This window comes from Hydrocarboniclastica marina, from assembly GCF_004851605.1.
In the GTDB taxonomy this organism is placed as follows: domain Bacteria; phylum Pseudomonadota; class Gammaproteobacteria; order Pseudomonadales; family Oleiphilaceae; genus Hydrocarboniclastica; species Hydrocarboniclastica marina.
The window spans coordinates 544,682-565,464 of the sequence record NZ_CP031093.1; the positions used below are offsets into that span (position 1 = coordinate 544,682).

18 protein-coding genes and 1 tRNA gene are annotated in these 20,783 nt (G+C 58.4%); 4 read left to right on the forward strand and 15 right to left on the reverse strand.

The features are described from left to right. Positions 1 to 27: 27 nt before the first annotated feature. The gene (gene gdhA, locus soil367_RS02465) at positions 28 to 1,365 is read right to left on the reverse strand and encodes an NADP-specific glutamate dehydrogenase (RefSeq protein ID WP_136546577.1); all 1,338 of its coding nucleotides are present in this window, start codon (positions 1,363 to 1,365) and stop codon (positions 28 to 30) included. A gap of 350 nt (positions 1,366 to 1,715) precedes the next feature. On the opposite strand from gdhA, the gene soil367_RS02470 reads away from it, so the two are divergent. Then, positions 1,716 to 1,964, forward strand: coding sequence for a KGG domain-containing protein (locus soil367_RS02470; protein WP_136546579.1), 249 nt, complete (start codon positions 1,716 to 1,718; stop codon positions 1,962 to 1,964). Positions 1,965 to 2,139: 175 nt separating this feature from the next. Here the strand turns inward: soil367_RS02470 and soil367_RS02475 are convergent, their stop codons facing one another. From soil367_RS02475 to rpsU, 7 genes are all read right to left on the reverse strand, one after another. Next, positions 2,140 to 4,236, reverse strand: a complete 2,097-nt coding sequence (locus soil367_RS02475; protein WP_136546581.1) for a sensor domain-containing diguanylate cyclase — start codon at positions 4,234 to 4,236, stop codon at positions 2,140 to 2,142. 12 nt (positions 4,237 to 4,248) lie between these two features. Continuing rightward, positions 4,249 to 4,905 (reverse strand): biliverdin-producing heme oxygenase, encoded by a 657-nt coding sequence (locus soil367_RS02480; protein WP_136546583.1) that lies wholly within the window; start codon positions 4,903 to 4,905, stop codon positions 4,249 to 4,251. Between the two features lie 465 nt (positions 4,906 to 5,370). Then, positions 5,371 to 5,447 (reverse strand) — tRNA-Ile (locus soil367_RS02485). Between the two features lie 108 nt (positions 5,448 to 5,555). Beyond that, a complete protein-coding gene (rpoD, locus tag soil367_RS02490; RefSeq protein WP_136546585.1) occupies positions 5,556 to 7,403 on the reverse strand; it encodes an RNA polymerase sigma factor RpoD in 1,848 nt (615 codons plus the stop codon). A 215-nt stretch (positions 7,404 to 7,618) separates the two neighbouring features. Then, positions 7,619 to 9,280 carry a DNA primase gene (gene dnaG, locus soil367_RS02495; protein ID WP_136546587.1) on the reverse strand — a complete coding sequence of 554 codons (1,662 nt, stop codon included), beginning with the start codon at positions 9,278 to 9,280 and terminating at the stop codon, positions 7,619 to 7,621. A gap of 27 nt (positions 9,281 to 9,307) precedes the next feature. Then, the gene (locus tag soil367_RS02500; RefSeq protein ID WP_136546589.1) at positions 9,308 to 9,763 is read right to left on the reverse strand and encodes a GatB/YqeY domain-containing protein; all 456 of its coding nucleotides are present in this window, start codon (positions 9,761 to 9,763) and stop codon (positions 9,308 to 9,310) included. Positions 9,764 to 9,962: 199 nt separating this feature from the next. Next, complete coding sequence (rpsU, locus tag soil367_RS02505) at positions 9,963 to 10,178, reverse strand: 30S ribosomal protein S21 (RefSeq protein WP_136546591.1); 216 nt, start codon at positions 10,176 to 10,178, stop codon at positions 9,963 to 9,965. Positions 10,179 to 10,479: 301 nt separating this feature from the next. Between rpsU and tsaD the strand changes: the two genes are divergently transcribed. Further along, on the forward strand, positions 10,480 to 11,538 hold the full coding sequence (gene tsaD / locus soil367_RS02510) for a tRNA (adenosine(37)-N6)-threonylcarbamoyltransferase complex transferase subunit TsaD (protein WP_136546593.1): 1,059 nt from the start codon (positions 10,480 to 10,482) through the stop codon (positions 11,536 to 11,538). 42 nt (positions 11,539 to 11,580) lie between these two features. Here tsaD and soil367_RS02515 read toward each other — a convergent pair whose 3' ends face one another. Then, positions 11,581 to 12,177 carry a glycerol-3-phosphate acyltransferase gene (locus tag soil367_RS02515; protein ID WP_136546595.1) on the reverse strand — a complete coding sequence of 199 codons (597 nt, stop codon included), beginning with the start codon at positions 12,175 to 12,177 and terminating at the stop codon, positions 11,581 to 11,583. Positions 12,178 to 12,256: 79 nt separating this feature from the next. On the opposite strand from soil367_RS02515, the gene folB reads away from it, so the two are divergent. Together folB and folK (soil367_RS02525) are read left to right on the forward strand one after the other, a co-directional pair. Further along, positions 12,257 to 12,631 carry a dihydroneopterin aldolase gene (gene folB, locus soil367_RS02520; RefSeq protein WP_136546597.1) on the forward strand — a complete coding sequence of 125 codons (375 nt, stop codon included), beginning with the start codon at positions 12,257 to 12,259 and terminating at the stop codon, positions 12,629 to 12,631. Further along, positions 12,628 to 13,128 carry a 2-amino-4-hydroxy-6-hydroxymethyldihydropteridine diphosphokinase gene (folK, locus tag soil367_RS02525; RefSeq protein ID WP_136546599.1) on the forward strand — a complete coding sequence of 167 codons (501 nt, stop codon included), beginning with the start codon at positions 12,628 to 12,630 and terminating at the stop codon, positions 13,126 to 13,128. The genes folB and folK (soil367_RS02525) overlap by 4 nt, the downstream gene beginning before the upstream one ends. Before the next feature lie 37 nt (positions 13,129 to 13,165). On the opposite strand, the gene pgi is transcribed toward folK (soil367_RS02525), so the two are convergent. The 6 genes from pgi to soil367_RS02555 all read right to left on the reverse strand — a co-directional run bounded on the left by pgi (position 13,166) and on the right by soil367_RS02555 (position 20,777). Further along, positions 13,166 to 14,845 carry a glucose-6-phosphate isomerase gene (gene pgi / locus soil367_RS02530; protein ID WP_136546601.1) on the reverse strand — a complete coding sequence of 560 codons (1,680 nt, stop codon included), beginning with the start codon at positions 14,843 to 14,845 and terminating at the stop codon, positions 13,166 to 13,168. A 118-nt stretch (positions 14,846 to 14,963) separates the two neighbouring features. Next, positions 14,964 to 15,815: a pantoate--beta-alanine ligase gene (gene panC, locus soil367_RS02535; protein WP_136546602.1), complete on the reverse strand. Its 852-nt coding sequence runs from the start codon at positions 15,813 to 15,815 to the stop codon at positions 14,964 to 14,966. Then, on the reverse strand, positions 15,812 to 16,606 hold the full coding sequence (panB, locus tag soil367_RS02540) for a 3-methyl-2-oxobutanoate hydroxymethyltransferase (protein ID WP_136546604.1): 795 nt from the start codon (positions 16,604 to 16,606) through the stop codon (positions 15,812 to 15,814). Before panB ends, panC begins: the two co-directional genes overlap by 4 nt. A 197-nt stretch (positions 16,607 to 16,803) precedes the next feature. After that, positions 16,804 to 17,295 carry a 2-amino-4-hydroxy-6-hydroxymethyldihydropteridine diphosphokinase gene (gene folK / locus soil367_RS02545; RefSeq protein WP_136546606.1) on the reverse strand — a complete coding sequence of 164 codons (492 nt, stop codon included), beginning with the start codon at positions 17,293 to 17,295 and terminating at the stop codon, positions 16,804 to 16,806. After that, positions 17,292 to 18,659: a polynucleotide adenylyltransferase PcnB gene (pcnB, locus tag soil367_RS02550; protein ID WP_136546608.1), complete on the reverse strand. Its 1,368-nt coding sequence runs from the start codon at positions 18,657 to 18,659 to the stop codon at positions 17,292 to 17,294. The genes folK (soil367_RS02545) and pcnB overlap by 4 nt, the downstream gene beginning before the upstream one ends. A gap of 726 nt (positions 18,660 to 19,385) precedes the next feature. Further along, entirely contained in the window at positions 19,386 to 20,777 is a 1,392-nt protein-coding gene (locus tag soil367_RS02555; protein WP_136546610.1) for a sigma-54-dependent transcriptional regulator, read from the reverse strand. Positions 20,778 to 20,783 lie beyond the last annotated feature (6 nt).

Consider the following 20,783-nt stretch of genomic DNA (forward strand, 5'->3'; position numbering starts at 1 on the left):
CGGCGGTATCGTCGAATCACAGTCCGGTCAGACCACGCCCTGAGACTGCATCGCGTCTGCAATTTTGATGAATGCGGCGATATTCGCGCCCGCAACATAGTCCACCGAGTCACCTTTCTGCCCGTGGCGCTGGCAGGCATGGTGTATGGCGATCATGATGTCGTGCAGCTTGGCGTCGACTTCGCCTTCCGTCCATAGATGGCGCATGGAGTTCTGGGCCATTTCCAGGCCGCTGACCGCGACGCCGCCGGCGTTCGACGCTTTGCCCGGCGCGAACAGAATTCCGGCTGCCTGGAAGCGATCAACCGCCGCCAAGGTGCTCGGCATGTTTGCCCCTTCGGCGACGCAGAAACAGCCGTTGCCCAGGAGTGTCTCCGCATCGTCGGCGTCCAGCTCGTTCTGGGTGGCGCAGGGCAGCGCGATATCGCACGGGAACTGCCAGGGTCGGGCGTCCGTCTCGTAAGCCAGACCGAATGCTTCGGCCAGCTCGGATATTCTGCCTCGCCGCTGGTTCTTCAGCGCCATCAGGTACTCCCACTGTTCCTGGGTGAAACCGTCGGGGTTATGAACGGTTCCGCTGGAATCGGACAGCGTCACGACCAGCCCGTCAAGTTCCATCACCTTCGCGGCTGCGTATTGGGCAACATTGCCAGACCCGGAGATCGCGACACGGCAGCCCGCCAGAGCTTTCGATCGGGTTTTAAGCATCTCTTCGACAAAATAGACGAGACCGTAACCGGTTGCCTCGGGCCGAATGAGACTGCCGCCATAGCTCAGGCCTTTGCCGGTCATGGCACCGGTCACTTCGTTCTTCAATTTACGGTACATGCCGTAGAGGTAGCCAATCTCCCGGCCGCCCACGCCTATATCGCCTGCCGGAACGTCCACATCGGCGCCAATGTGGCGATAGAGCTCACTCATAAAAGCCTGACAGAATCGCATGACCTCGAGATCGCTTTTGCCTTTGGGGTTAAAGTCTGACCCGCCTTTGCCGCCCCCGAGCGGCAGGGTAGTGAGCGCGTTCTTGAATACCTGCTCGAAAGCAAGGAACTTCAGGATGCCCAGATTCACCGTAGGGTGAAAGCGAAGCCCACCTTTATACGGGCCGATGGCGCTGTTCATCTGGATTCTGTAACCGCGGTTGACCTGAACCTCGCCGGCATCATCAACCCAGGCGACCCGGAACTGGATGATGCGCTCTGGTTCGAGAATTCGCTCGAGCAGTCCATTGCGGGAATACTCGGGGCATTTTTCCAAAAAAGGCGCAATGCTATGCAGAATCTCACCCGCAGCCTGATGAAACTCGGGCTGATCCGGATCCCTTTGCTTTACCCGTTCGAGCAATTGGTTAGGGCTCGCGGCCATGGACAGATCCTCCACTATGATCCTGAATAAGATAGTCGGCGCCTCCCATGAGGCCCCGTCGGACGCCAGTATGTTTGAGACGACTGCAGGCGTAAACAGCAATCGCGTGCGCTAGCCACGAATGATAATAAGGTTGTGATTAGCTTGAGTAACATCATGATAATAAAGGTAAAAACGTTAATCCATCGTAATTGGGAAAGGCCCGGGTGACTTGATACGTTGCAGTCATCGGGCGAAGGGATACACACAGCTTCAACGGATGAAGAACGCTCGAGAACGCAAGTCCCCCAATTTGGGTCAGCCGTGTGGTTGGCGTGGATTGGAAAATGCTGAAAAAGGAGATTTTCATTATGGCTAATACTGACAATCGTGGTTTCGCATCAATGGACAAGGACAAGCAGGAAGAGATTGCCAGCAAAGGCGGCAAGGCTGCCCATGAAAGCGGCAACGCTCACGAATTCAACTCGGAAGAGGCACGTAAAGCGGGCCAGAAGGGCGGCAAAGTAGCTCATGAGCGTGGCACTGCCCATGAGTTCGATTCCAAAGAAGCCCAGAAAGCGGGCAAGAAAGGTGGCCAGAATAGCCGTGGCGGTAACTAAGCCTGGGTAGCCACCTGGCCCTGGCCAGCGCCCGAGGTTGCAGATCCTGGATCTTTGGCGTCTGGCAGGGTTGAAAAAGCGGCGCTAAGCCCGTTAAAAGGGGCTCAGCGCCGTTTTTCTATGTTGCGTTTTTACCTCGCCAACTGTTGCCACGGCGTTTTTGAATACCAACAGCCTAGTGCCCGAGGGGATTGCTGTAGTAGTGGTAGTTGTTCCTGCCCTGGCTTTTGGCCTGGTACATGGCCATGTCAGCGTGGTGCATCAGTTTGCGAAAGCTGTCACCGTCGGCAGGATAGCGGGAGATGCCCATGCTGAACGTGACGTCGATAGTGTCGCCCTCCAACTCGAAGGGAACAGCAAACACCTCTAGCACTTTATCGGCAATAACCCCGGCGGCGTCTGGCGATTCGACTTCATCCAGCAATATGGCAAATTCGTCGCCCCCGAGTCTCGCCACTGTGTCGGTCTCCCGCACGAGCGACTGCAGTCGCTCAGCCACACCTTCAATCAGTTTATCGCCAGCCCGGTGGCCCAGCGTGTCATTGATTTGCTTGAAGCGGTCAAGGTCGAGGAAAAGAAGTGCCAGGGTCCGATTGTTGCGATGAGCCCGGGACAGGCTGACTTCCACCCGATCCTCTAGCAGTCGGCGGTTGGGCAGCCCGGTTAATGCATCGGTTTGTGCCAGGCGCCGCAAGCGCTCGTTGGCGGCAGTAAGGTTGGCGTTGAGCTGATCCACTTCGCGACTGAACAAGACGACAGCGAGGTCCTCGCCCAGGTCGATCGCCGCTCGCCGCTGGATCTCAACCCAGGGTTCACTGATGCCTTCCATGATTTCGGTCCAGGCTGAAAAAGAGCTACGCGGTGTCAGAATGAGCTTGCCTGTCGGGCTCCGGGCGGAGTTGTCCTCCGGCCGACCTGCCCATGTCCGGGTCATTGTTTGGCCAGGCCTGAAAAGGAATAGCCAGCAAGCCGCGTTTCCGCTGACGGGTAGCCTTATGGCGAGCAGTCCGCTGGTGTCATTCCCTGCATAGTAATCGGCCAGCTCACTCTGACCCATCTGGTGAGTATGCCAGTAGTTTCTTACTTGAATTCTGGACAGTGTATTGGCTATGCCATCAAGTTTCGTCGTGTCAGGTACTGTCCCGTAGCGATAATGCTTCCCACGGTAGAGCAGGGCCAGCCCGTTTGCGCTGAACAGAGTCAGCCAGTCGGCGCCGAACCGCTGCAAAAAGCTGTCGGGCGTCGGCAACTTGCCTTCCTGCCTGACCAGAAACAGTTCCCGGCTGTCCCGAATTTGCTGACGGTAGCGGGAGTTCAGGCGGGCCTGTAGCAACAACAGACGTGAGGTGGCCACCTGAACCAGGACGGCTATATCGTCACGCGTACCGGGCGATAGCTTCTTCGCGGTCAGGTTGTGACACGCAACCAGCCCCCAGAGGTTTCCTTCGTCGTGCATTGCGAACGACGCTGCGGCTTCGACACCCATGTTGCGAAGGTATAGAAGATGCACCGGGGACACAGCACGCAGATTGCCCAGTGATAAGTCCAGTGGTGTCCCGTCAAGCGGATCTTCCGGCGGTAGGAGTCCTACCGCCGGCGCCGTCGCGTCAGGGATGCAGCGCACAGGGTTGATGCTGTACAGATCCCGGACCTGTGCGGGAATGTCACTTGCCGGGAAATGATGACCCAGATAACTGTCAGCCTCCTGTGAGCGACTCTCTGCGACGACGCTGCCATGGTTATCGTCGTCGAATCGGTAAACCATGACCCGGTCGTAGCCTGTCAGCTGCATCACTGTATGAGTCAATCTCTCCAGGAGTTGCTGTGGCGTTTCGGCGGTATTGACCGGCTGTAGCCAGCTGTTTCGGTTAGGTATCAGATCTTCATCTGGAGATGGATCGTCCAACTCCAGCTCGACAACAGTACGGTTTGCACTGCGGTAGTGGCGAACCGAGAACCGGCGATTAACGCTATCAACTGTTCGGCGCACGCGTATTGACCCCTGGGATGCCGCCTCTCCGTCAGCCGACATGGACCGCAATCGGTCCGCCAGGTCACTGCCCAACAGATGGTCCGCCGTGCCGGCCAGGGCAGTTGAGGGGCTAACGCCCAGCACCTCATCGATATTAGCGCTGACCTGCAACACCCGCTGTAACGCGATATCGGCGCTGATCAGGCAGCCGTTGGGCTGGATAGCGCCGGGGGTGTGGACGGGCTCGCGGGCGCAGCCCGCAAGGGCGGAGTCGATCTCGGACTTGGTAAACTCTGACATGGGTGGTTTCCGTTAAACTCTAATCCAGGCGTCCATATAGGTTGTCAGGCTGTCAAATGCATCGAGGGCGCCCTCTATCGCCGCAGAGGCACCAACGGCTTCAGAAAAGCCAGCGACATCAGGTCTGCCAGGGACCTCAGGGGAAGCCTGACATCCTTCGACCAGCGCCTGAAACGAGCGCCACTGGCCCTGCTGGTAGAGGTTGAAGTAGCGGGCGCCGTAACTAACGCTCAGGCCTAGTTCCCGGGAGACCCTGGGTGCAATAATCCGGCCGCCTTGGGTAGCGCCTTCAAGGACATAGAGCCAGCCCAGGATGTGCCCCGGCGTCCGTCGCACAGCGCATTTTTTGGAGTCCGGGCGAGGCGACTCGGGGGAGTGGCTGCCCTGGATGTCTTGCATGTCCTCCGCCAGTATTTCGGCACGCGGAATATAGTGATACCCGGCGGATTGCGTTGGCAACATGGCTAGCGATGCCTTGCTCAATCCCGGTTCGAGCGTTTGGTAATAAGCGTGGAAAGCTCGAAGTATGCGGAGATAACGGGGCAGGTCCAGGCCGGAACTCAACAAAGAGGCGAGAAGAGCATGCCGCTCCACCCGGAGATGTGCCTGTTGAGTGGCTTGCCGAAGCTGGAGGAGCAGCGAGCCGGGCGTGCGAATTGGTGATGTCATTACAACAATAAGGCTGGGAGTATGAAATTTATGGGTACTACTATCTCGTTATCAAAAGGCGAAATCCAGCCGAATTTGCTCCCGTAGCCCAGGCTTTACCAAATGCTAATATCTCTTTGCGCGCGCTATCGAGGTTTCGGGGCTGGGTCTGAGGGGCTTGGGAGCCCTGGCACTCGGCCTCATGGTGCTCAACCAACGGCAGGTACGGATTTATCGACGCTAGCCAGCAATGGCCAGAGGTGCGTTCTGGCGCGGCCAATGCGCATGAACAAAACGATGTGTCGAGCGTTAACATTAAGCAGGACGGCGGGGTACTTTGGCTTGACCAGACGCGCCGGAAAGCGAGGTGAAGCCGTTGTCTTTGCGTTCTTAGCTTTGCCCTCTGCATTGCTGGGCTTCAGAGCGCAGAAGGGTGCTTAAGGCTAAGCCTGAAAGCGGCATGTGCAGGCAATTTGACGCGGAAAATGGTGGGCCCAGGAGGACTTGAACCTCCGACCAAGGGATTATGAGTCCCCTGCTCTGACCAACTGAGCTATAGGCCCGAAACTTTTTGCAGACGCGCCCGAAAGATCGTGGACGCTAAAAAGAAGCGGGCGCCATTATATCCAGATGGAATGGCGCCCGCTACCTGTGTTGCCTGATTTCCCCGACTACTCGTCGAGGAAGCTGCGCAGGTGGTCCGACCGGGAAGGATGGCGGAGCTTGCGCAGGGCTTTCGCTTCGATCTGCCGGATCCGCTCGCGGGTGACGTCGAACTGCTTGCCGACTTCTTCCAGCGTGTGATCCGTGTTCATCTCGATACCGAACCGCATCCTCAACACCTTGGCTTCGCGGGCCGTCAGACCGGACAGGACGGTCTTGGTCGCTTCGCGCAGGCCTTCGGCTGTTGCCGAGTCCACGGGTGACAGAGCCAGGATATCTTCAATGAAATCACCCAGGTGCGAATCTTCATCGTCACCGATGGGCGTTTCCATGGAAATAGGCTCTTTCGCGATCTTGAGGACTTTACGGATCTTGTCCTCCGGCATTTCCATGCGTTCGCCCAATTCTTCCGGCGTCGGCTCGCGGCCCATCTCCTGCAACATCTGCCTCGAAACGCGGTTGAGCTTGTTGATGGTCTCGATCATGTGGACCGGAATACGGATGGTCCGGGCCTGGTCGGCGATAGAACGCGTGATCGCCTGCCTTATCCACCAGGTCGCGTAGGTCGAAAACTTATAGCCACGACGGTACTCGAACTTGTCTACCGCTTTCATCAGGCCGATGTTGCCTTCCTGGATCAGGTCGAGGAACTGCAGGCCGCGGTTGGTGTACTTCTTCGCGATGGAGATAACCAGACGCAGGTTAGCTTCAACCATTTCTTTTTTGGCCCGGCGGGCCTTGGCTTCGCCAATCGATACCCGGCGGTTGATTTCCTTGAGCTCGGGCACGGTCAGGCTGATGTGCTGCTCGATCTGCAGAATACGCTTTTGCAGGCGGATCAGCTCATCGCTGCGCTCGTTAATAGCCGGGGCGTAGTCCTTGCGGCTACGACCGACTTTCTTTGGCCAGTCGAGGTTGGTCTCATTGCCCGGGAACTGCTTGATGAAGTCCTTGCGCGGCATTTTGCAGTCGCGGGTACAGATCGCCATGATCGCGCGCTCATGCTCGCGGATCGACTCGTTGGTCGAGCGAATCAGGTTCACCAGCTGGTCGAAGTGACGATTGGCCAGCTTGAAAGGCGCGAAGACTTCGCCCAGGTCATACAGCGCTTTCTGTGCTTCTTTGCTGCTGTGACCGTGCTTGTCGATTTCGGCCATGGCCAAAGCGAGCTTTTCTCTCAGGAGTTCGAAACGTAGGCGCGTTTCTTCCGGATCCGGGCCACTCTCTTTCTCGGCATCATCGTCGGAATCACTGTCGTCGTCATCGCTGTCGCCGTCGCTGTCGGATGAATCGCTGGACGCAGGTTCTGGCTCATCCGGAGTATTCAACGGCTCTACGCCATCCGGATCGAGAAAACCGGACACGATGTCGCTCAGGCGGCCTTCATTCTCGACGATAGTGTCATAGGCATTAATGATGGCAGCGGCGGTGCCCGGAAAATGGACAATGGCTGCCATGACATCGCGTATGCCTTCTTCGATGCGCTTGGCGATGACGATTTCGCCTTCCCGGGTCAGCAGTTCGACTGTGCCCATCTCGCGCATGTACATCCGTACCGGGTCCGTAGTGCGACCGGCATCACTCTCCACCGCGGCGAGCGCGGCTGCGGCTTCGGCAGCTGCAGCCTCATCGGCGGCGGTGTCGCCGTCGGTCATCAGCAGCGTTTCTGCGTCCGGAGCTTCTTCGCCGACCTGGATGCCCATGTCGTTGATCATGCGAATAATGTCTTCGACCTGATCGGGATCAGCGATGTCTTCAGGCAGGTGGTCATTGACCTCGGCATAAGTCAGGTAACCCTGTTCTTTGCCGCGGGCGATGAGCTCTTTCAAACGGGACTTTTGCGAATTGCCTGACATAAACACTCTTACGGAATGAAGAAAAAGAGACGGAAAGGGTAATCGACTATTATAGCCTGCAGGTGCAATAGCCGCCACCGGATGAGTAGATGGTGATCAATTTCGGGAATTCAATGCCTCGGTTTTACCGCGATCGACTACTCTCTGCACGCTTAGACCCCGCGCGCCGATATAGTTCCAATCACAGTTTCTGGATGGTCTGGCGTGAGGACGGTCTAGTGAAGCCTTCCCGGCCGGGCTATAAGTCTTTTTGCCTGGGTTTCCTTGATCGTTTCGAGGCTGTCGAGTGCCTCTCTGCAGACCGACTCCTCGTCGAGGAAATGCTCAATCCCGTCAAACATATTGTAGAAGCGCTGACGGGCTGCGGTGTCGGTCGCCAGGCGGGCCATGACTTCATCCTGCGTCATGATCTCACGCTCCAACAGCCATTCTGCAAACGCGGCGCTCACGCCGAGGTCGTTCTCCTTGGCAAGGTGCGGGTGCGCCTGGGCTGCCAGAGCTGGATTATAGAACAATGCCAGGCAAAGCGTTTTTTCTTTGCGCGGGCCGGCCTTGAGTGGGGGGCCCTGGATGATGGGCGGGCCCTTTTTGCCAAACTCTCGTGAAAAACCCCTGGAGCGAAAGGCCGGACGGCTGCACAGACGGATCATCTCCTGCCACATGCCCTGGCTCAGGGTGGAGCGAGGCATGCGACGGATCAGCGGCTCCACGCGGGCGCGGAGCTCGCCCTGATGTTCCGGCAGGGTCAGATCAAGCCCCTCGCTCTGCCGCTCGAACAGATAACGGGACAGCGGGGCGGCCTCATCTATCCTTTTGCGGAAAGCCTCTGCACCTTCCTTTCGCACCAGGGAGTCGGGGTCCTCGCCGGGCGGAAGGATGAGAAACTGAAGGTGCATGCCATCCGCCAGCATCTCCAGGGCGTTATCGAGCGCTTTGTCAGCGGCCCTGTGTCCCGCGGTATCGCCGTCAAAGCAGAACACGAGATGTCGCGCCTGCTTGAGCAGCGCGCCCAGGCTTTCGCTGTTGGTCGCTGTGCCGAGCGTTGCAACCGCATAGTCGATGCCGTGTTGCGCCAGCGCAATCACATCCATGTAGCCTTCGACCACCAACAGTTTGTCGATCTGCCGCCGGGCCTGCATGGCCTCATAAAGGCCGTAGATTTCACGGCTTTTGTGGAAGGCGTCGGACTCGGGCGAATTGATATACTTGGCTTTGTCGTCGCCCAGTGTGCGCCCGCCGAAGCCGATGGTCCGGCCTCGACTGTTGCGTATGGGGAACATGATGCGATTACGGAACAGGTCCCGTACCGAGCCGTAGCGATCGGATAGTGTATGGGTCTCCAGTAGCGTCTTGCGTGTCTCCGCGTCGACATTTCTGGCCAGCGCATCACCCTCGGGCGGAGCAAAACCGACACGGTAACGCTCGACAATGTCCTGGTTGAGCCCGCGGTTGCGTATGTACTCGCGGGCCAACGCGCTGCCCGGGTGCTGCTGCAGCGCGTTACAGTAGAAATCGGTCGCGGTTTCCAAGGCCTGGGTGAGGGTGCGGACCTGTCTGATCTCTTCCCGGGCGGCCTGGTCGTAAGGCACTTCGAGGCCGGCGCGCTTTGCAAGCTCCTCTACCGCCTCGGTGAAGCCCAGATGATCGCTCTCGCGCAGAAAGCTGATGGCGTCGCCGTGGGCGCCACAACCGAAGCAGTGGTAAAAGCCTTTGTCTGGCCTGACATTGAACGACGGCGTGCGCTCTTCGTGGAACGGGCAGCAGGCCTTGTAGTTGCGGCCTGCTTTCTTGAGGGTTACCCGGCTGCCCACAAGCTCGACCAGGTCGATCCTTTCCAGGAGATCGTCGATGAACCGTTGGGGGATCATGCCGCTCATAGCAAACCTTGACCGGGTAGAGGCTGCTTAGCCGTTCAGAGTGTCGCGCACTTTTTTGCTGACCTGGCCCATGTCGGCCCGACCCTGGACCTGGGGCTTAAGCACACCCATGACCTTGCCCATGTCGTTGGCGCCGGCAGCGCCTGTCTGCTCGATAGCGCTGGCTATCATCGCGTCCAATTCCTGGTCGGTCAGGGCGGCGGGGAGGAAATCCTGAATAATGACGAGTTCGGCTTCCTCCTGGCTCGCCAGGTCTTCCCGGCCGGCATCCCGATACTGGGTGGCGGCGTCCCGACGCTGTTTTGCCATCTTGTCAAGAATGGCCAGCACACGCTCGTCGCTGACCTCGATTCTCTCATCAACCTCAACTTGCTTGACGGCTGCCAGGATCATGCGAACGGTACCGAGGCGCTCCTTGTTCTTGTTGCGCATTGCGGTTTTCATATCTTCGGTGAGACGATTCTTAAGGGCTTGGTCAGTCATGGCGATTCCTGCAAGACAGTTTTTACAAGAGTTGCTGTTATAACAACCCGGGTTTGCACGGGAAGACGGGCGGACCATTCGGTATTATAAGCCAGCGGCCGCAAGCCGCTCACGTGGATGAGCCTGATTGGAGCACTTAAACCGGGGTGTCAGAAACAAAAAAACCCGCCAGAAGCGGGCTTTTGCGGAACAGCCTGGATCAATACAGGCGTTCGAAGCGCTTTTGCTCTCTCTGAAGCTTCTTGAGATGGCGCTTGACGGCGGCGGCAGCTTTACGCTTGCGCACTGAAGTCGGCTTCTCGTAGTGCTCACGACGGCGTACCTCAGAAAGGACGCCTGCCTTCTCGCAGGAGCGCTTGAAGCGACGCAACGCGACGTCAAATGGCTCGTTCTCTTTAACTTTTACAGAGGGCATTCGAAAATCACCTACCTTAAATGGGTTATGCGAATTTAAAATTCGTGGGCCGATCAATGGGTGACCAAACTACATACGATCGACAAGGCCGCGAATTGTAGGACGTGCCGGTGAATTTGTAAAGCCTAACACTGGGGGCGGCTGTCGGGGCAGTAACTGTCACCGGCGGGGTGGTTCAGCTCAACGCCAGCAAGCCCGAGGATCTGGTAGAATAGCGACCCGGTAAAGCCTCTGGTTTATCACGGTCTACCGCAAACCTGGCCAAGCCTCTTTCAAAGCCTCTCTACCAGGATTATCCATTGTGCGCGTTCTAGGTATAGAAACTTCCTGCGACGAAACCGGCGTAGCCGTATACGACAGCGAACGCGGACTACTCTCCCACGTGCTCTATAGTCAGGTCGCCATGCACGCGGATTACGGCGGTGTTGTGCCGGAGCTGGCATCACGCGACCACGTTCGAAAGCTTCTGCCCTTGTGTCGTCAGGTGCTTGATGATGCCGGCCTGCAACTGACCGAGATTGAGGGCATCGCCTACACCGCAGGTCCCGGTCTGGTGGGGGCGCTGATGGTGGGTGGTTCGTTCGCCCATGCTCTGGGCCTGGCGCTTGGGTGCCCGGTACTTGGCGTGCACCATATGGAAGGGCATCTCCTGGCGCCGATGCTTGAGCCAGATCCACCAGCTTTCCCGTTTGTAGCGCTCCTGGTTTCCGGCGGGCACACCCAGCTGGTTGATGTGCAGGGCGTCGGTGAATATCGGCTCTTAGGTGAATCAGTAGACGATGCAGCCGGCGAAGCCTTTGACAAAGCGGCGAAAATGCTTGGTCTGGACTATCCGGGCGGCCCCCAGGTCGCCCGGCTCGCCGAGCAGGGTGACCCCGCACGCTACCGTTTCCCGCGACCGATGACCGACCGTCCGGGCCTCGACTTCAGTTTCAGCGGTTTGAAGACATTCACCATGAATACGTTGGCGGCCGCGACCCGGGGGGGTGATGATAGCGAGCAAACGCGTGCGGATATCGCCCGCGCGTTCGAAACGGCGGTGGTGGAGACCCTCGCTATAAAATGCCGTCGGGCCCTGCGCGAGACGGGTCGCCGAGCACTGGTAATCGCCGGAGGTGTCAGTGCAAACAAGCGACTGCGTGAGCAGCTCGATACCATGGCCTGCAAGGAGCATGCTCGCCTGTTCTATGCCCGGCCTGAGTTCTGTACCGATAATGGTGCCATGATCGCTTACGCTGGCTGGCAGCGTCTGCGTGCGGGGCAACGGGACGGTGACCGTATACTCGCCGTACCAAGGTGGCCTCTGGACCAGCTACCGTCACTGATGACCGAGTGCAGTGCGGGGCTGAAGCGAGACTGAGCGCAGGATCAGTCTGAGTGATTGGTCAGCCGCAACGGGAAGCTAAAGCCGGTTCTCGTCGCCCTGACGGAGCCGTGCCAGATTGTCCCGGTGGCGGTACAGCATTAGCAGGCTCAACGGCACAAACAGGCCGAGTGTCTCGGGATTGAGCCAAAGGGCAATCAGCGGCGCGAGAATGGCGGTAGTTATAGAGCCGATGGAAGATGTGCGTGTTCGCCAGACGATAATGCACCAGAGCAGTCCCAGCGTGAAAATAGTCGCGGGAGCTAGTGCAATGCCAACACCCAGGGTTGTTGCTACGCCTTTACCGCCACCGCGACGGTGCCAGGGTGGGCGCATGTGGCCTATGACTGCGCTGAGTCCCATCAGTACCTGCACCGCAAAACTGACGTCTACCGCCTGCGCGACCCAGATGGGTATTGTCGCCTTGGCGGCATCGCCGAACAGGGTCTGGGTTGCAGGCCAGGCGCCGCCCAGGCGGTAGACATTGGTCGCCCCGGGGTTGCCGGAGCCGTGATGCCACGGAGATGGCAGGACATGCGCCCGGCAGACGATCGGCGCGATCAGGACTGAACCTGCGAGATAAGCGAAGAGACACCACGGCAAGGCATCAGCCAGCAGTGAGCCGAACGAATTCATTCCGTCTGTTCCCGAGGTCAACCAATGTTACGAAGGGTAGACTCGAGGTTACGCCGGAGCTTAAAAGGAAGCAATCAGGATGGACAGGGTATTCATCGAAGGTCTAAGAGTAGACGCCCTGATCGGTGTCTATGGTTGGGAACGCGAGGTTCGCCAGACACTGATGCTGGATCTGGTGATGGCATGGGACAATCGGGTGCCGGGCATGAGCGATGATGTTACACAGGCTCTGGACTACGGTCGCGTCGCGGAAGCTGTCGCCGGCTGGGTTGGCGAGAGCAGGTTTCAGTTATTGGAGGCCTTGGCCGAATCTCTCGCGCAAAAGCTGATGGACGAGTTTGAAGTGCCCGGATTGCAACTGACCATTCGTAAGCCCGGTGCCGTGGCCAGCGCCGTATCGGTTGGTGTGAGCATTAACCGCGGGCTGCGCCTGGGCGCGGAAAACAGCGCTTGAGTTACGTTTATCTTGGAGTGGGCAGTAACCAGGATCCCGTGCGGCACGTCCGGCTGGCGTTGGACGCCCTGGGCGCCAGTTTCGGCGGGCTCACGCTCTCGCCAGTCTACGAAAGCGAGCCAGTCGGCTTTACCGGTCGCAATTTCCTCAACCTGGTTGTGGGCCTCGAAACCGACCTGTCAATAGGTGGGCTCAGGCACCGGCTGAAAGAGCTGGAGGAGCAATTCGGCCGGAAGCGCGACGGTACCGTTTATGGACAGGGTGCCCTGGACATCGATCTGCTGCTTTATGACGATCTGGTCGGATCTTTCGACGGTGTCGAGTTGCCGCGCCCCGAGATTGTTCTGAATGCCTTTGTGTTACGGCCTCTGGCGGAGATTGCGCCAGGCTGTCGGCACCCCGTCCTTGATCTGACCTTTAGCGAACTCTGGGCGAATTACGACTGTCACCAGAGACTCTGGAGAGTGCCTTTTTCCTGGCGTGGGACCGAGCTGTAGCAGCTGCGCCACGGCCCGACGGCCTGTCTATGGACATCTAGCAGTCCGGGTCGTGGCGCGAGACAAAGCGCCGAATCAGCCCTTCGGTCGAACTGTCGAGCGAGCCCGGTTCCGCAGCTTTCCCTTCAAGAATATCCAATATTCCCTGGCCAAGCTGTTTACCCAGTTCTACCCCCCACTGGTCAAACGAATTGATACCCCAAATGCAGCCCTGCACCATCACCTTGTGTTCATAGAGCGCCACCAGCGCCCCGACCGTGCGCGGCGTCGAACGCTCGAACAGTATCGTATTGGACGGCTTGTTGCCGGCGATGACTTTGTGCGGCGCCAGCGCCTGTGCCCGTTCATCACCCATCCCGGCAGCCTTGAGTTCTGCCAGTGCTTCGGCCTCGGTCTTGCCGCGCATCAGCGCCTGCGACTGGCTCAGACAGTTGGCGAACAGGATGGTGTGATGCTGGCCGACCGGGTTATGGGTGCGCAGCGGCACTATAAAATCCGCGGGCGAAAGGCGGTTGCCCTGGTGCAAAAGCTGGTGGTAGGCATGCTGGCCGTTGGCGCCGGCGCCGCCCCAGATGATTGGGCCGGTGCGGTAGTCGGTGATTTCCTGACCCTCCAGCGTGACCGACTTGCCGTTACTCTCCATGTCGAGTTGCTGAAGGTGGGCGGGCAGGCCACGGAGGTAATGGTCGTAGGGAAGAATGGCGTGGGCATCGGCGCCATGAAAGTTGCTGTACCAGATGCCGAGCAGCCCCAGTATCACGGGCAGGTTTTCTTCCAGCGGCGCGTGCCGGAAATGGCGGTCCATGGAATACGCACCTGAGAGCAGGGCGCGGAAGTTTTCCATGCCGATGGTCAGCGCTGTTGGCAGGCCAATAGCGGACCAGAGTGAGTAACGGCCCCCGACCCAGTCCCACATGGGGAAGATGTTCTCCCGCAGGATGCCGAATTTCTCGGCCTCGTCCATATTGGCAGTGACGGCCACAAAGTGCTTGGCGATAGTTTCTTCGGAACCTCCGTTCTGGAGGAACCACTCGCGGGCTATCTTTGTATTTTCCAGTGTTTCCTGGGTCTTGAAAGACTTGGACTGAATCAGGAAGAGCGTGGTTTCAGGGTCAATGTAACGGAGGACTTCGGTGATATTCGAGCCGTCGATGTTGGCGACGTAATGGCAGTTCAGGCGGCCGTGCCAATAGGGTTTGAGTGCAGCGGAAACCAGCTTGGGGCCGAGGAATGAGCCGCCGATACCGATGCTGACCACGTCCTTGAAGGGCTGATTGCTGAAACCCCGCCATTGAGTGCTGCGGACGCGCCAGACAAACTCTTCCATGCGGTCGAGGGTCGATCTCACCTCCGGCATGATGTCGCTGCCATCCACTTCGATCGCTTCGTCGCCCAGGCTTCGTAACGCGACATGCAGCGCGGGGCGCTGCTCGGTGACGTTAACCATCTCGCCGCGGAACATGGCCTCGATTTTGTCCGATAAGCCAGAGCTGCGAGCCAGCGCAAACAGCTTGTCCAGCGTCTCGTCGGTTATCCGGTTCTTGGAGTAGTCCAGGTGCAGGCTGGCGGCTTCGGCCGTATAGCGGGGGTAGCGGCCAGGGTCCCGGTCGAACAGCTCGCGCATATGAACATTACGCATGGCCTGCGCATGTTCAGTTAGCGCCGCCCACTCCGGGCGGGTAGTCAGTTCGGTGGGGGTAGAGGCGGAATCGTTCATACAGCGACGTCCTTGGCTAGTTAACTGTCCCTAGTGTCCTGTCCGGGTAATTTGTGACCTGCGCGTACAGCTGGAGCCTTTGGACAGGGCGGGCTCGCAGGCAGGACTGGACACTAGATCAATCTTTTTCCAGGCTGATGTTATCGATAAGCCGCGTGCTCCCGAGTTTCGCCGCAGCCAGCACTGTAATCTGAGCGTCGGACGCCGTCGCGGGCTGTAGCGTTTCGCTTTGCACCACGTTGAAATAGTCCGGCTGGAAGCCATTCTCTCGGAGGCGGGCCATGGCTCCCGCCTGCAGGCTTGTAAAGTCTGACTCACCCGCCGCAATAGCCTTCGCTGTCTCGGTAAGTAACTGATAAAGAACCGGCGCGCGTTCCCGTTCCGTCTCGCTCAGAAAGCCGTTACGCGAACTCATGGCCAGGCCGTCTTCCTCACGTACAGTCGGCACGGCAACGATGCGTATAGGCATGAAGAGGTCGGCGACCATCTTGCGAATGACCGCAATCTGCTGGAAATCTTTCTCACCAAAAAGCGCCACATCCGGCTGGACAATGTTGAATAGCAGCGTGACCACCGTCGCAACACCTGTGAAGTGCCCCGGGCGACTGGCCCCACAGTGGTGTTCCGTGAGACCGGGTACAACGACGCGAGTCTGTCCCTCCATGCCGTCGGGATAGATCTCGCGTACGGTCGGCGCGAAAATAAGATGGTTGCCCGCGTCTTCCAGCGCTTTCTGGTCTTCCGCGAGCGTGCGGGGGTAAGCGTCCAGGTCTTCATTTTCGCCGAACTGCATGGGATTGACGAAGATACTGGTGACGACAACGTCACCCTGCGTCCGCGCGTTCTGCACCAGTTCGATATGGCCCTGATGGAGGTTGCCCATGGTGGGCACGAACGCAATCTTTTCGCCGCGTTCGCGCCGCGCGCGCAGCATGGCCCGGAGTTCCTTGACGGTATGTACGGTTCTCATGCTTTAAACGTATGCTCCTGGGCTGGGAAAGTGCCCTTTTTAACGGCGTCCACGAAAGCTTCGAGGGCACCCTGAATTGTGCCTGTCTCGGCCAGAAAATCTTTGACGAAGCGAGGCGGCTTGCCGGGGGTGGCACCCAGCATATCGTGCATGACCAGTACCTGGCCATCGGTTGCCGCGCCGGCGCCAATGCCGATAACGGGCGCCGGTACGCTTTCGGTGATCCTCTGGCCCAGAGCGCTGGGAACGCACTCCAACAGGATAATATCCGCGCCGGCCTCAACCAGTTCGCGCGCGTCGGCAACCATCTGATCAGCGGCGCTGTCGTCCTTGCCCTGGACCTTGTAACCGCCGAACTTGTTGACGAACTGCGGCGTAAGGCCAAGATGTGCGCAGACGGGAACTCCACGGGTGCTCAGCATCTCGACAGTATCGGCCATCCAGCTGCTACCTTCCAGCTTGACCATGTGGGCGCCTGCGCGCATGAGCTGGGCCGAGCTATCCATGGCCGCGTCGGGCGTGCCGTAACTCATGAATGGCAGGTCGGCCATTACCAGGGCGCCCCGATTGCCCCTTGCCACCGCCCGGGTGTGGTAGGCCATGTCCTGGACAGTGACGGGCAGAGTACTGTCGTTACCCTGCAACACCATACCCAGGGAATCGCCCACCAGCATTACCTCGACACCGGCCTGACTGATCAGATGGGCAAAAGTCGCGTCGTAGGCGGTCAGGCAGGTGAATTTTTCGCCCCTGGTTTTACAATCGCGCAGGGTATTGATCGTTACGGCCATGGTTATATCCGTGTTTCGGCAATATCGGAAGGAGCCGGCGGTTACGGACCCGGTAGCGCCCATCAGCCGCAAGCATTCCTGATAGCGCAGATTAATCTGCCTGCGCCGCGCTCGCAACCAACGCCGCTGGCTGATCCGGCGAAAGCCGCGCCGACACTGGTTTTGATCTTTGCCGCTTGCGATTACCATTCAAGGCTTCAGAGTGCCAGGCGCTCCAGGGCTGGGCCTTCGCAGGCCTTCAGCAAATGCGAAACCAGCCGGCCGTCGGGCAGTTGTCCCTCCGGCCAGAGCTCGTAAAGAGGCTCGAGCACAAAAGATCGGTTCGCGATCTCGGGATGGGGGACCTGCAACACGGGCAAATCAATAATCTGCGCGTCCACCAGAAGAATGTCCAGGTCTAGCGTACGCGGGCCCCAGCGTTCCTGCCGCACCCGGCCGTGGCCGTTCTCGATCATCTGCAAGGCTTCAAGCAGCTCGGCCGGCTTCAGGCGGGTTTCCATCAGAGCAACGGCGTTGATGTAGTCCGGCTGGTTGGCGGGCCCCAGCGCAACACTTCTGTAAAGCGACGACGCCGCGAGAAGCCGGCACTGTGGAAGTTGGGAAAGGGCTTCGAGGCCACTCAGCACTTGTTGCAAGGGCGAATCGAGGTTGCTGCCTACGCCGACAAAAACCCGGCTGCTTTCACTCATGAGCTTCGGCGTCGTCTTTTTCTGGGCGCCGGACCACCCAGGGCGTTGACCATGGCTCGTCTGCCGGCTTCGTCCAGGTTCTGGTACTCAGTCCACCACTGCCCCAGACCGTCGGTATGCTCGCCAGCGGCCTCCCGCACCAGAAGGAAATCATACGCGGCACGGAATCGCGGATGCCCAAGCAGCGTCTCAGCGCGCTTGCCGCGACGTTTGGGTAGCCGCGCCTGAAGATCCCAGACCTCTTTCATCGGTACGCTGAAGCGGCGCGGTACGGAAGTAGCCTGGACCTGTCTCGCGACAATGTCGCTCGCTGCCAGTTGCAGGGCCTGGTAGGTTGGTTCTCCCTCGTTCTCGCGGCGCTCCCACTCGAGCTTCAATGCCGGCCAAAGGAGCGCGCCGTAGAGGAAGTAAGGCGTAACGGGCTTACCTTCTTTAATACGGCGATCGGTATTTGCGAGAGCTGCAAGGATAATCTCATCATTCTCGCCGGCGTCCAGAGCCGCTGCAGTCTCGGGAAACAAGGGCGCGAAGAGCTCGTACTCCCGGAGCAGATGATAGCTTTGCTCTGCATAGCCGGCCGAGAAGAGTTTGAGAACCTCTTCGAAAAGACGAGCTGGTGGTATGTGACGGAGAAGATCAGCGAGCGTATGAATTGGGCCAGCTGTGCTCTGCTCGATGCTGAATCCCAGTTTGGCGGCAAACCGGACGGCGCGCAGCATCCGTACCGGATCCTCACGGTATCGGGTCTCCGGGTCGCCAATCAGCCGCAGCGTACGGTTGCGGAGGTCGTCCATGCCGCCGGTGAAATCGTGCACGCTGAAGTCACGAATACAGTAGTACAGCGCATTGACAGTGAAGTCCCGCCTTAGTGCATCCTCTTCCTGGGTCCCGTATATGTTGTCGCTCAGTAAAAGCCCATGCTCGCTTGTTTGACGAGGGTCATCGTCCTCAGGACTCTCATTGCCGGCGTTACCGCGGAAGGTAGTTACCTCGATGACTTCTCGCCCAAACATGACATGAACGATCCGGAAACGCCGCCCGATCAATCGCGAGTTGCGAAACAGTTCGTGAACCTCTTCGGGGGTGGCGTTTGTCCCTATGTCGAAATCCTTGGGGTGGCCCTGAAGCAAAAGGTCTCTGACGCCGCCGCCTACCAGGTACGCTTCAAAACCCGCATTGTTTAGCCTCGACAAGACTTTCTTGGCGGGCTCGCTAATGTCCTTCCGGGAAATGCAATGCTGATCGCGCGGAATGATGGTTACCCGGCTCCCGTCAGTTTTGACGGAGTTGGACTCAGCCGTCTCAACCAGAGCGCTCAGGCGATCTTTTAGCCAGCGTACGGATTTTTCTAATTGTTCAAGCATCGAAGGGGAAGCGTCCCATGGCAGGGATCCCGTACCTGTGGCAGGAATCCGAAAGGTGTAAAACGAAAGAACGGAGTTTACTGCAAAGGGCGGGAGATTTCACAAGTTCTGCCGGGGCACTAGGCGGCGGGGAAACGTGCTGCGGGGTTAGTGTGGCCCATAAAGTAAAAGGCGGAATTGAAGTTATCCAATTCCGCCTCGAATTTGACCCATCGCTTATTGTTTTTTTTGCGTTTCTGTCTTTAGCGCAACACCCAAGTCGGAGTTGCAAGTTTGCGAACGGAAAGCTTTGAATACAGAGAGTGGCAGTGACGATGATGCAAGCTTGGCGATTCCGACAGCGCTACCTCAAGGATAGTTCTTCTCTGCTGAAATCACTTGCAGTGTCGCAGGCCCACTAAAAAGCTCGGCACTCAAAACACTCAGTTCGCCGCACCCTGTTTTTGTTTTTGTTACCGGGCGCGCTGGCAGCTTTTTATTTTTGTTTTGACGCTGCGTTTATCCGTCTGGATGTTCTTCTTGTTTTGTAGAGTAAGGGTGCAGTTGGCGTGCCACTTTATTAAACCAAATTTAAAACAACAGGTTAGCGGGAGGGCTAGTTTTATTGACTCAAAATTACCGGTGGGAAACGTTACTGGGGCGGAGAGGTAAGCCACCCTTGTGTTCCGCAAGGTAACACTGGGTAACACTTTGTGCTCTGCCCCACACTGCGATTGCTGCTTTTCCTTAGCTGCCTTTTTTTCGGGGTATGCCAAGGCGCTGCCGACGCTCCCAAAGAGACTTGCGACTGATGCCGAGGCGTTGCGCAAGCTCGGTTTCGCTCATTTTTTCTTCGTTTTCCAGCACGAAGTGCTGGAAGTAGTCTTCCAGAGACAGGTCCTGTCCGCGCTCGGGCGCGACGGCAGGGCGGGGCTGGGCACGGTTTTCGGCCAACAGACTCTCTGGCACGTCGACATCATCCTCATTCTCCAGGTTGAGGTCTTCCGCCGTGACCACGGCGTCGTCGCTGAGAATGACCGCGCGCTCAATGGCGTTCTCAAGTTCACGGACGTTCCCAGGCCAGGTGTGGCGCTCGATAGCCTGCATTGCGTCAGGCGAAAGGGACAGGTCGGGTTTGTTCATGCGATCACCGAGCCGCTTGAGAAAGCGCCGGGCAAGGCCGAGAACATCACTGCCGCGTTCGTTGAGAGAGGGCAGGCGGATCTGCATGACATTCAGTCGGTAGAAGAGATCCTCGCGAAACTCACCGGTACGGGTCATGGCCTTGAGGTTGCGGTGTGTCGCTGCAACCATGCGAACGTCGACCTTGCGGCTCTGGGTCGAACCTACCCTTCGGATCTCACCTTCCTGTAATACTCGCAGCAGGCGAGCTTGAGCTTCAGCGGGAAGCTCGCCTATCTCGTCCAGAAACAGCGTGCCGCCGTCCGCTGCTTCGATGAGACCGTTACGCACGGAGACGGCACCGGTGAAAGCGCCTTTTTCATGGCCGAAGAGCTCGGACTCAATCAGTGTTTCGGGAATGGCTGCACAATTTACAGAAATGATTGGTTGGGCTGCGCGAGGACTGAGCTGATGCAGGGCCTGCGCGGCGAGTTCTTTGCCGGTGCCTGACTCACCCTGTATCAGGACCGTTGAGTCGGTGGGCGCCACCTTGCGAATCAAGGTGAAGACTTTCTGCATGGCGGCGCACTCGCCGAACATGATCTGGCTGGGGTCCGGCGCGCCAGCTGCAGGAGCATTGCCCTCGCCCTGCATCGACTGATCAGTGGGCTGTCGCGCCAGAATGTCGGCTACGGCCGCCAGCATCTCGTCGTGATCAAATGGCTTGGCAATGTAATCCACCGCGCCCATCTTCATGGAGTCAACGGCGGAGCGCAGGCTGGCGTAACTGGTCATCACCAGCACGGGCACAGTGGGGGCCTTGCGGATCATTGCCGTGCCGGGTTCATCCGGCAGGCGCAGATCGGTAATGATCAGATCGAACTGTGTCAGCTCATAACGCGCGCAGGCGTTACTGACGGAGTCTGCCTCTTCCACTTCGTATTGATTGTGCTGCAGTAACTTGCGTAACGCCGAGCGAATGACGTCTTCGTCCTCGACAATCAGAATTCGACTCATGCAGGC

What these genes read in the sequence shown, in the direction of transcription:
- soil367_RS02470 (WP_136546579.1), top strand. Translation starts at nt 1,716, where the DNA reads ATGGCTAATACTGACAATCGTGGTTTCGCATCAATGGACAAGGACAAG.
- dnaG (WP_136546587.1), bottom strand. Translation starts at nt 9,280, where the DNA reads ATGAGCGGCATGATCCCCCAACGGTTCATCGACGATCTCCTGGAAAGG.
- soil367_RS02515 (WP_136546595.1), bottom strand. Translation starts at nt 12,177, where the DNA reads ATGAATTCGTTCGGCTCACTGCTGGCTGATGCCTTGCCGTGGTGTCTC.
- soil367_RS02500 (WP_136546589.1), bottom strand. Translation starts at nt 9,763, where the DNA reads ATGACTGACCAAGCCCTTAAGAATCGTCTCACCGAAGATATGAAAACC.
- gdhA (WP_136546577.1), bottom strand. Translation starts at nt 1,365, where the DNA reads ATGGCCGCGAGCCCTAACCAATTGCTCGAACGGGTAAAGCAAAGGGAT.
- folB (WP_136546597.1), top strand. Translation starts at nt 12,257, where the DNA reads ATGGACAGGGTATTCATCGAAGGTCTAAGAGTAGACGCCCTGATCGGT.
- pcnB (WP_136546608.1), bottom strand. Translation starts at nt 18,659, where the DNA reads ATGCTTGAACAATTAGAAAAATCCGTACGCTGGCTAAAAGATCGCCTG.
- panB (WP_136546604.1), bottom strand. Translation starts at nt 16,606, where the DNA reads ATGGCCGTAACGATCAATACCCTGCGCGATTGTAAAACCAGGGGCGAA.
- panC (WP_136546602.1), bottom strand. Translation starts at nt 15,815, where the DNA reads ATGAGAACCGTACATACCGTCAAGGAACTCCGGGCCATGCTGCGCGCG.
- rpoD (WP_136546585.1), bottom strand. Translation starts at nt 7,403, where the DNA reads ATGTCAGGCAATTCGCAAAAGTCCCGTTTGAAAGAGCTCATCGCCCGC.
- folK (WP_136546606.1), bottom strand. Translation starts at nt 17,295, where the DNA reads ATGAGTGAAAGCAGCCGGGTTTTTGTCGGCGTAGGCAGCAACCTCGAT.
- soil367_RS02480 (WP_136546583.1), bottom strand. Translation starts at nt 4,905, where the DNA reads ATGACATCACCAATTCGCACGCCCGGCTCGCTGCTCCTCCAGCTTCGG.
- pgi (WP_136546601.1), bottom strand. Translation starts at nt 14,845, where the DNA reads ATGAACGATTCCGCCTCTACCCCCACCGAACTGACTACCCGCCCGGAG.
- soil367_RS02475 (WP_136546581.1), bottom strand. Translation starts at nt 4,236, where the DNA reads ATGTCAGAGTTTACCAAGTCCGAGATCGACTCCGCCCTTGCGGGCTGC.
- rpsU (WP_136546591.1), bottom strand. Translation starts at nt 10,178, where the DNA reads ATGCCCTCTGTAAAAGTTAAAGAGAACGAGCCATTTGACGTCGCGTTG.
- soil367_RS02555 (WP_136546610.1), bottom strand. Translation starts at nt 20,777, where the DNA reads ATGAGTCGAATTCTGATTGTCGAGGACGAAGACGTCATTCGCTCGGCG.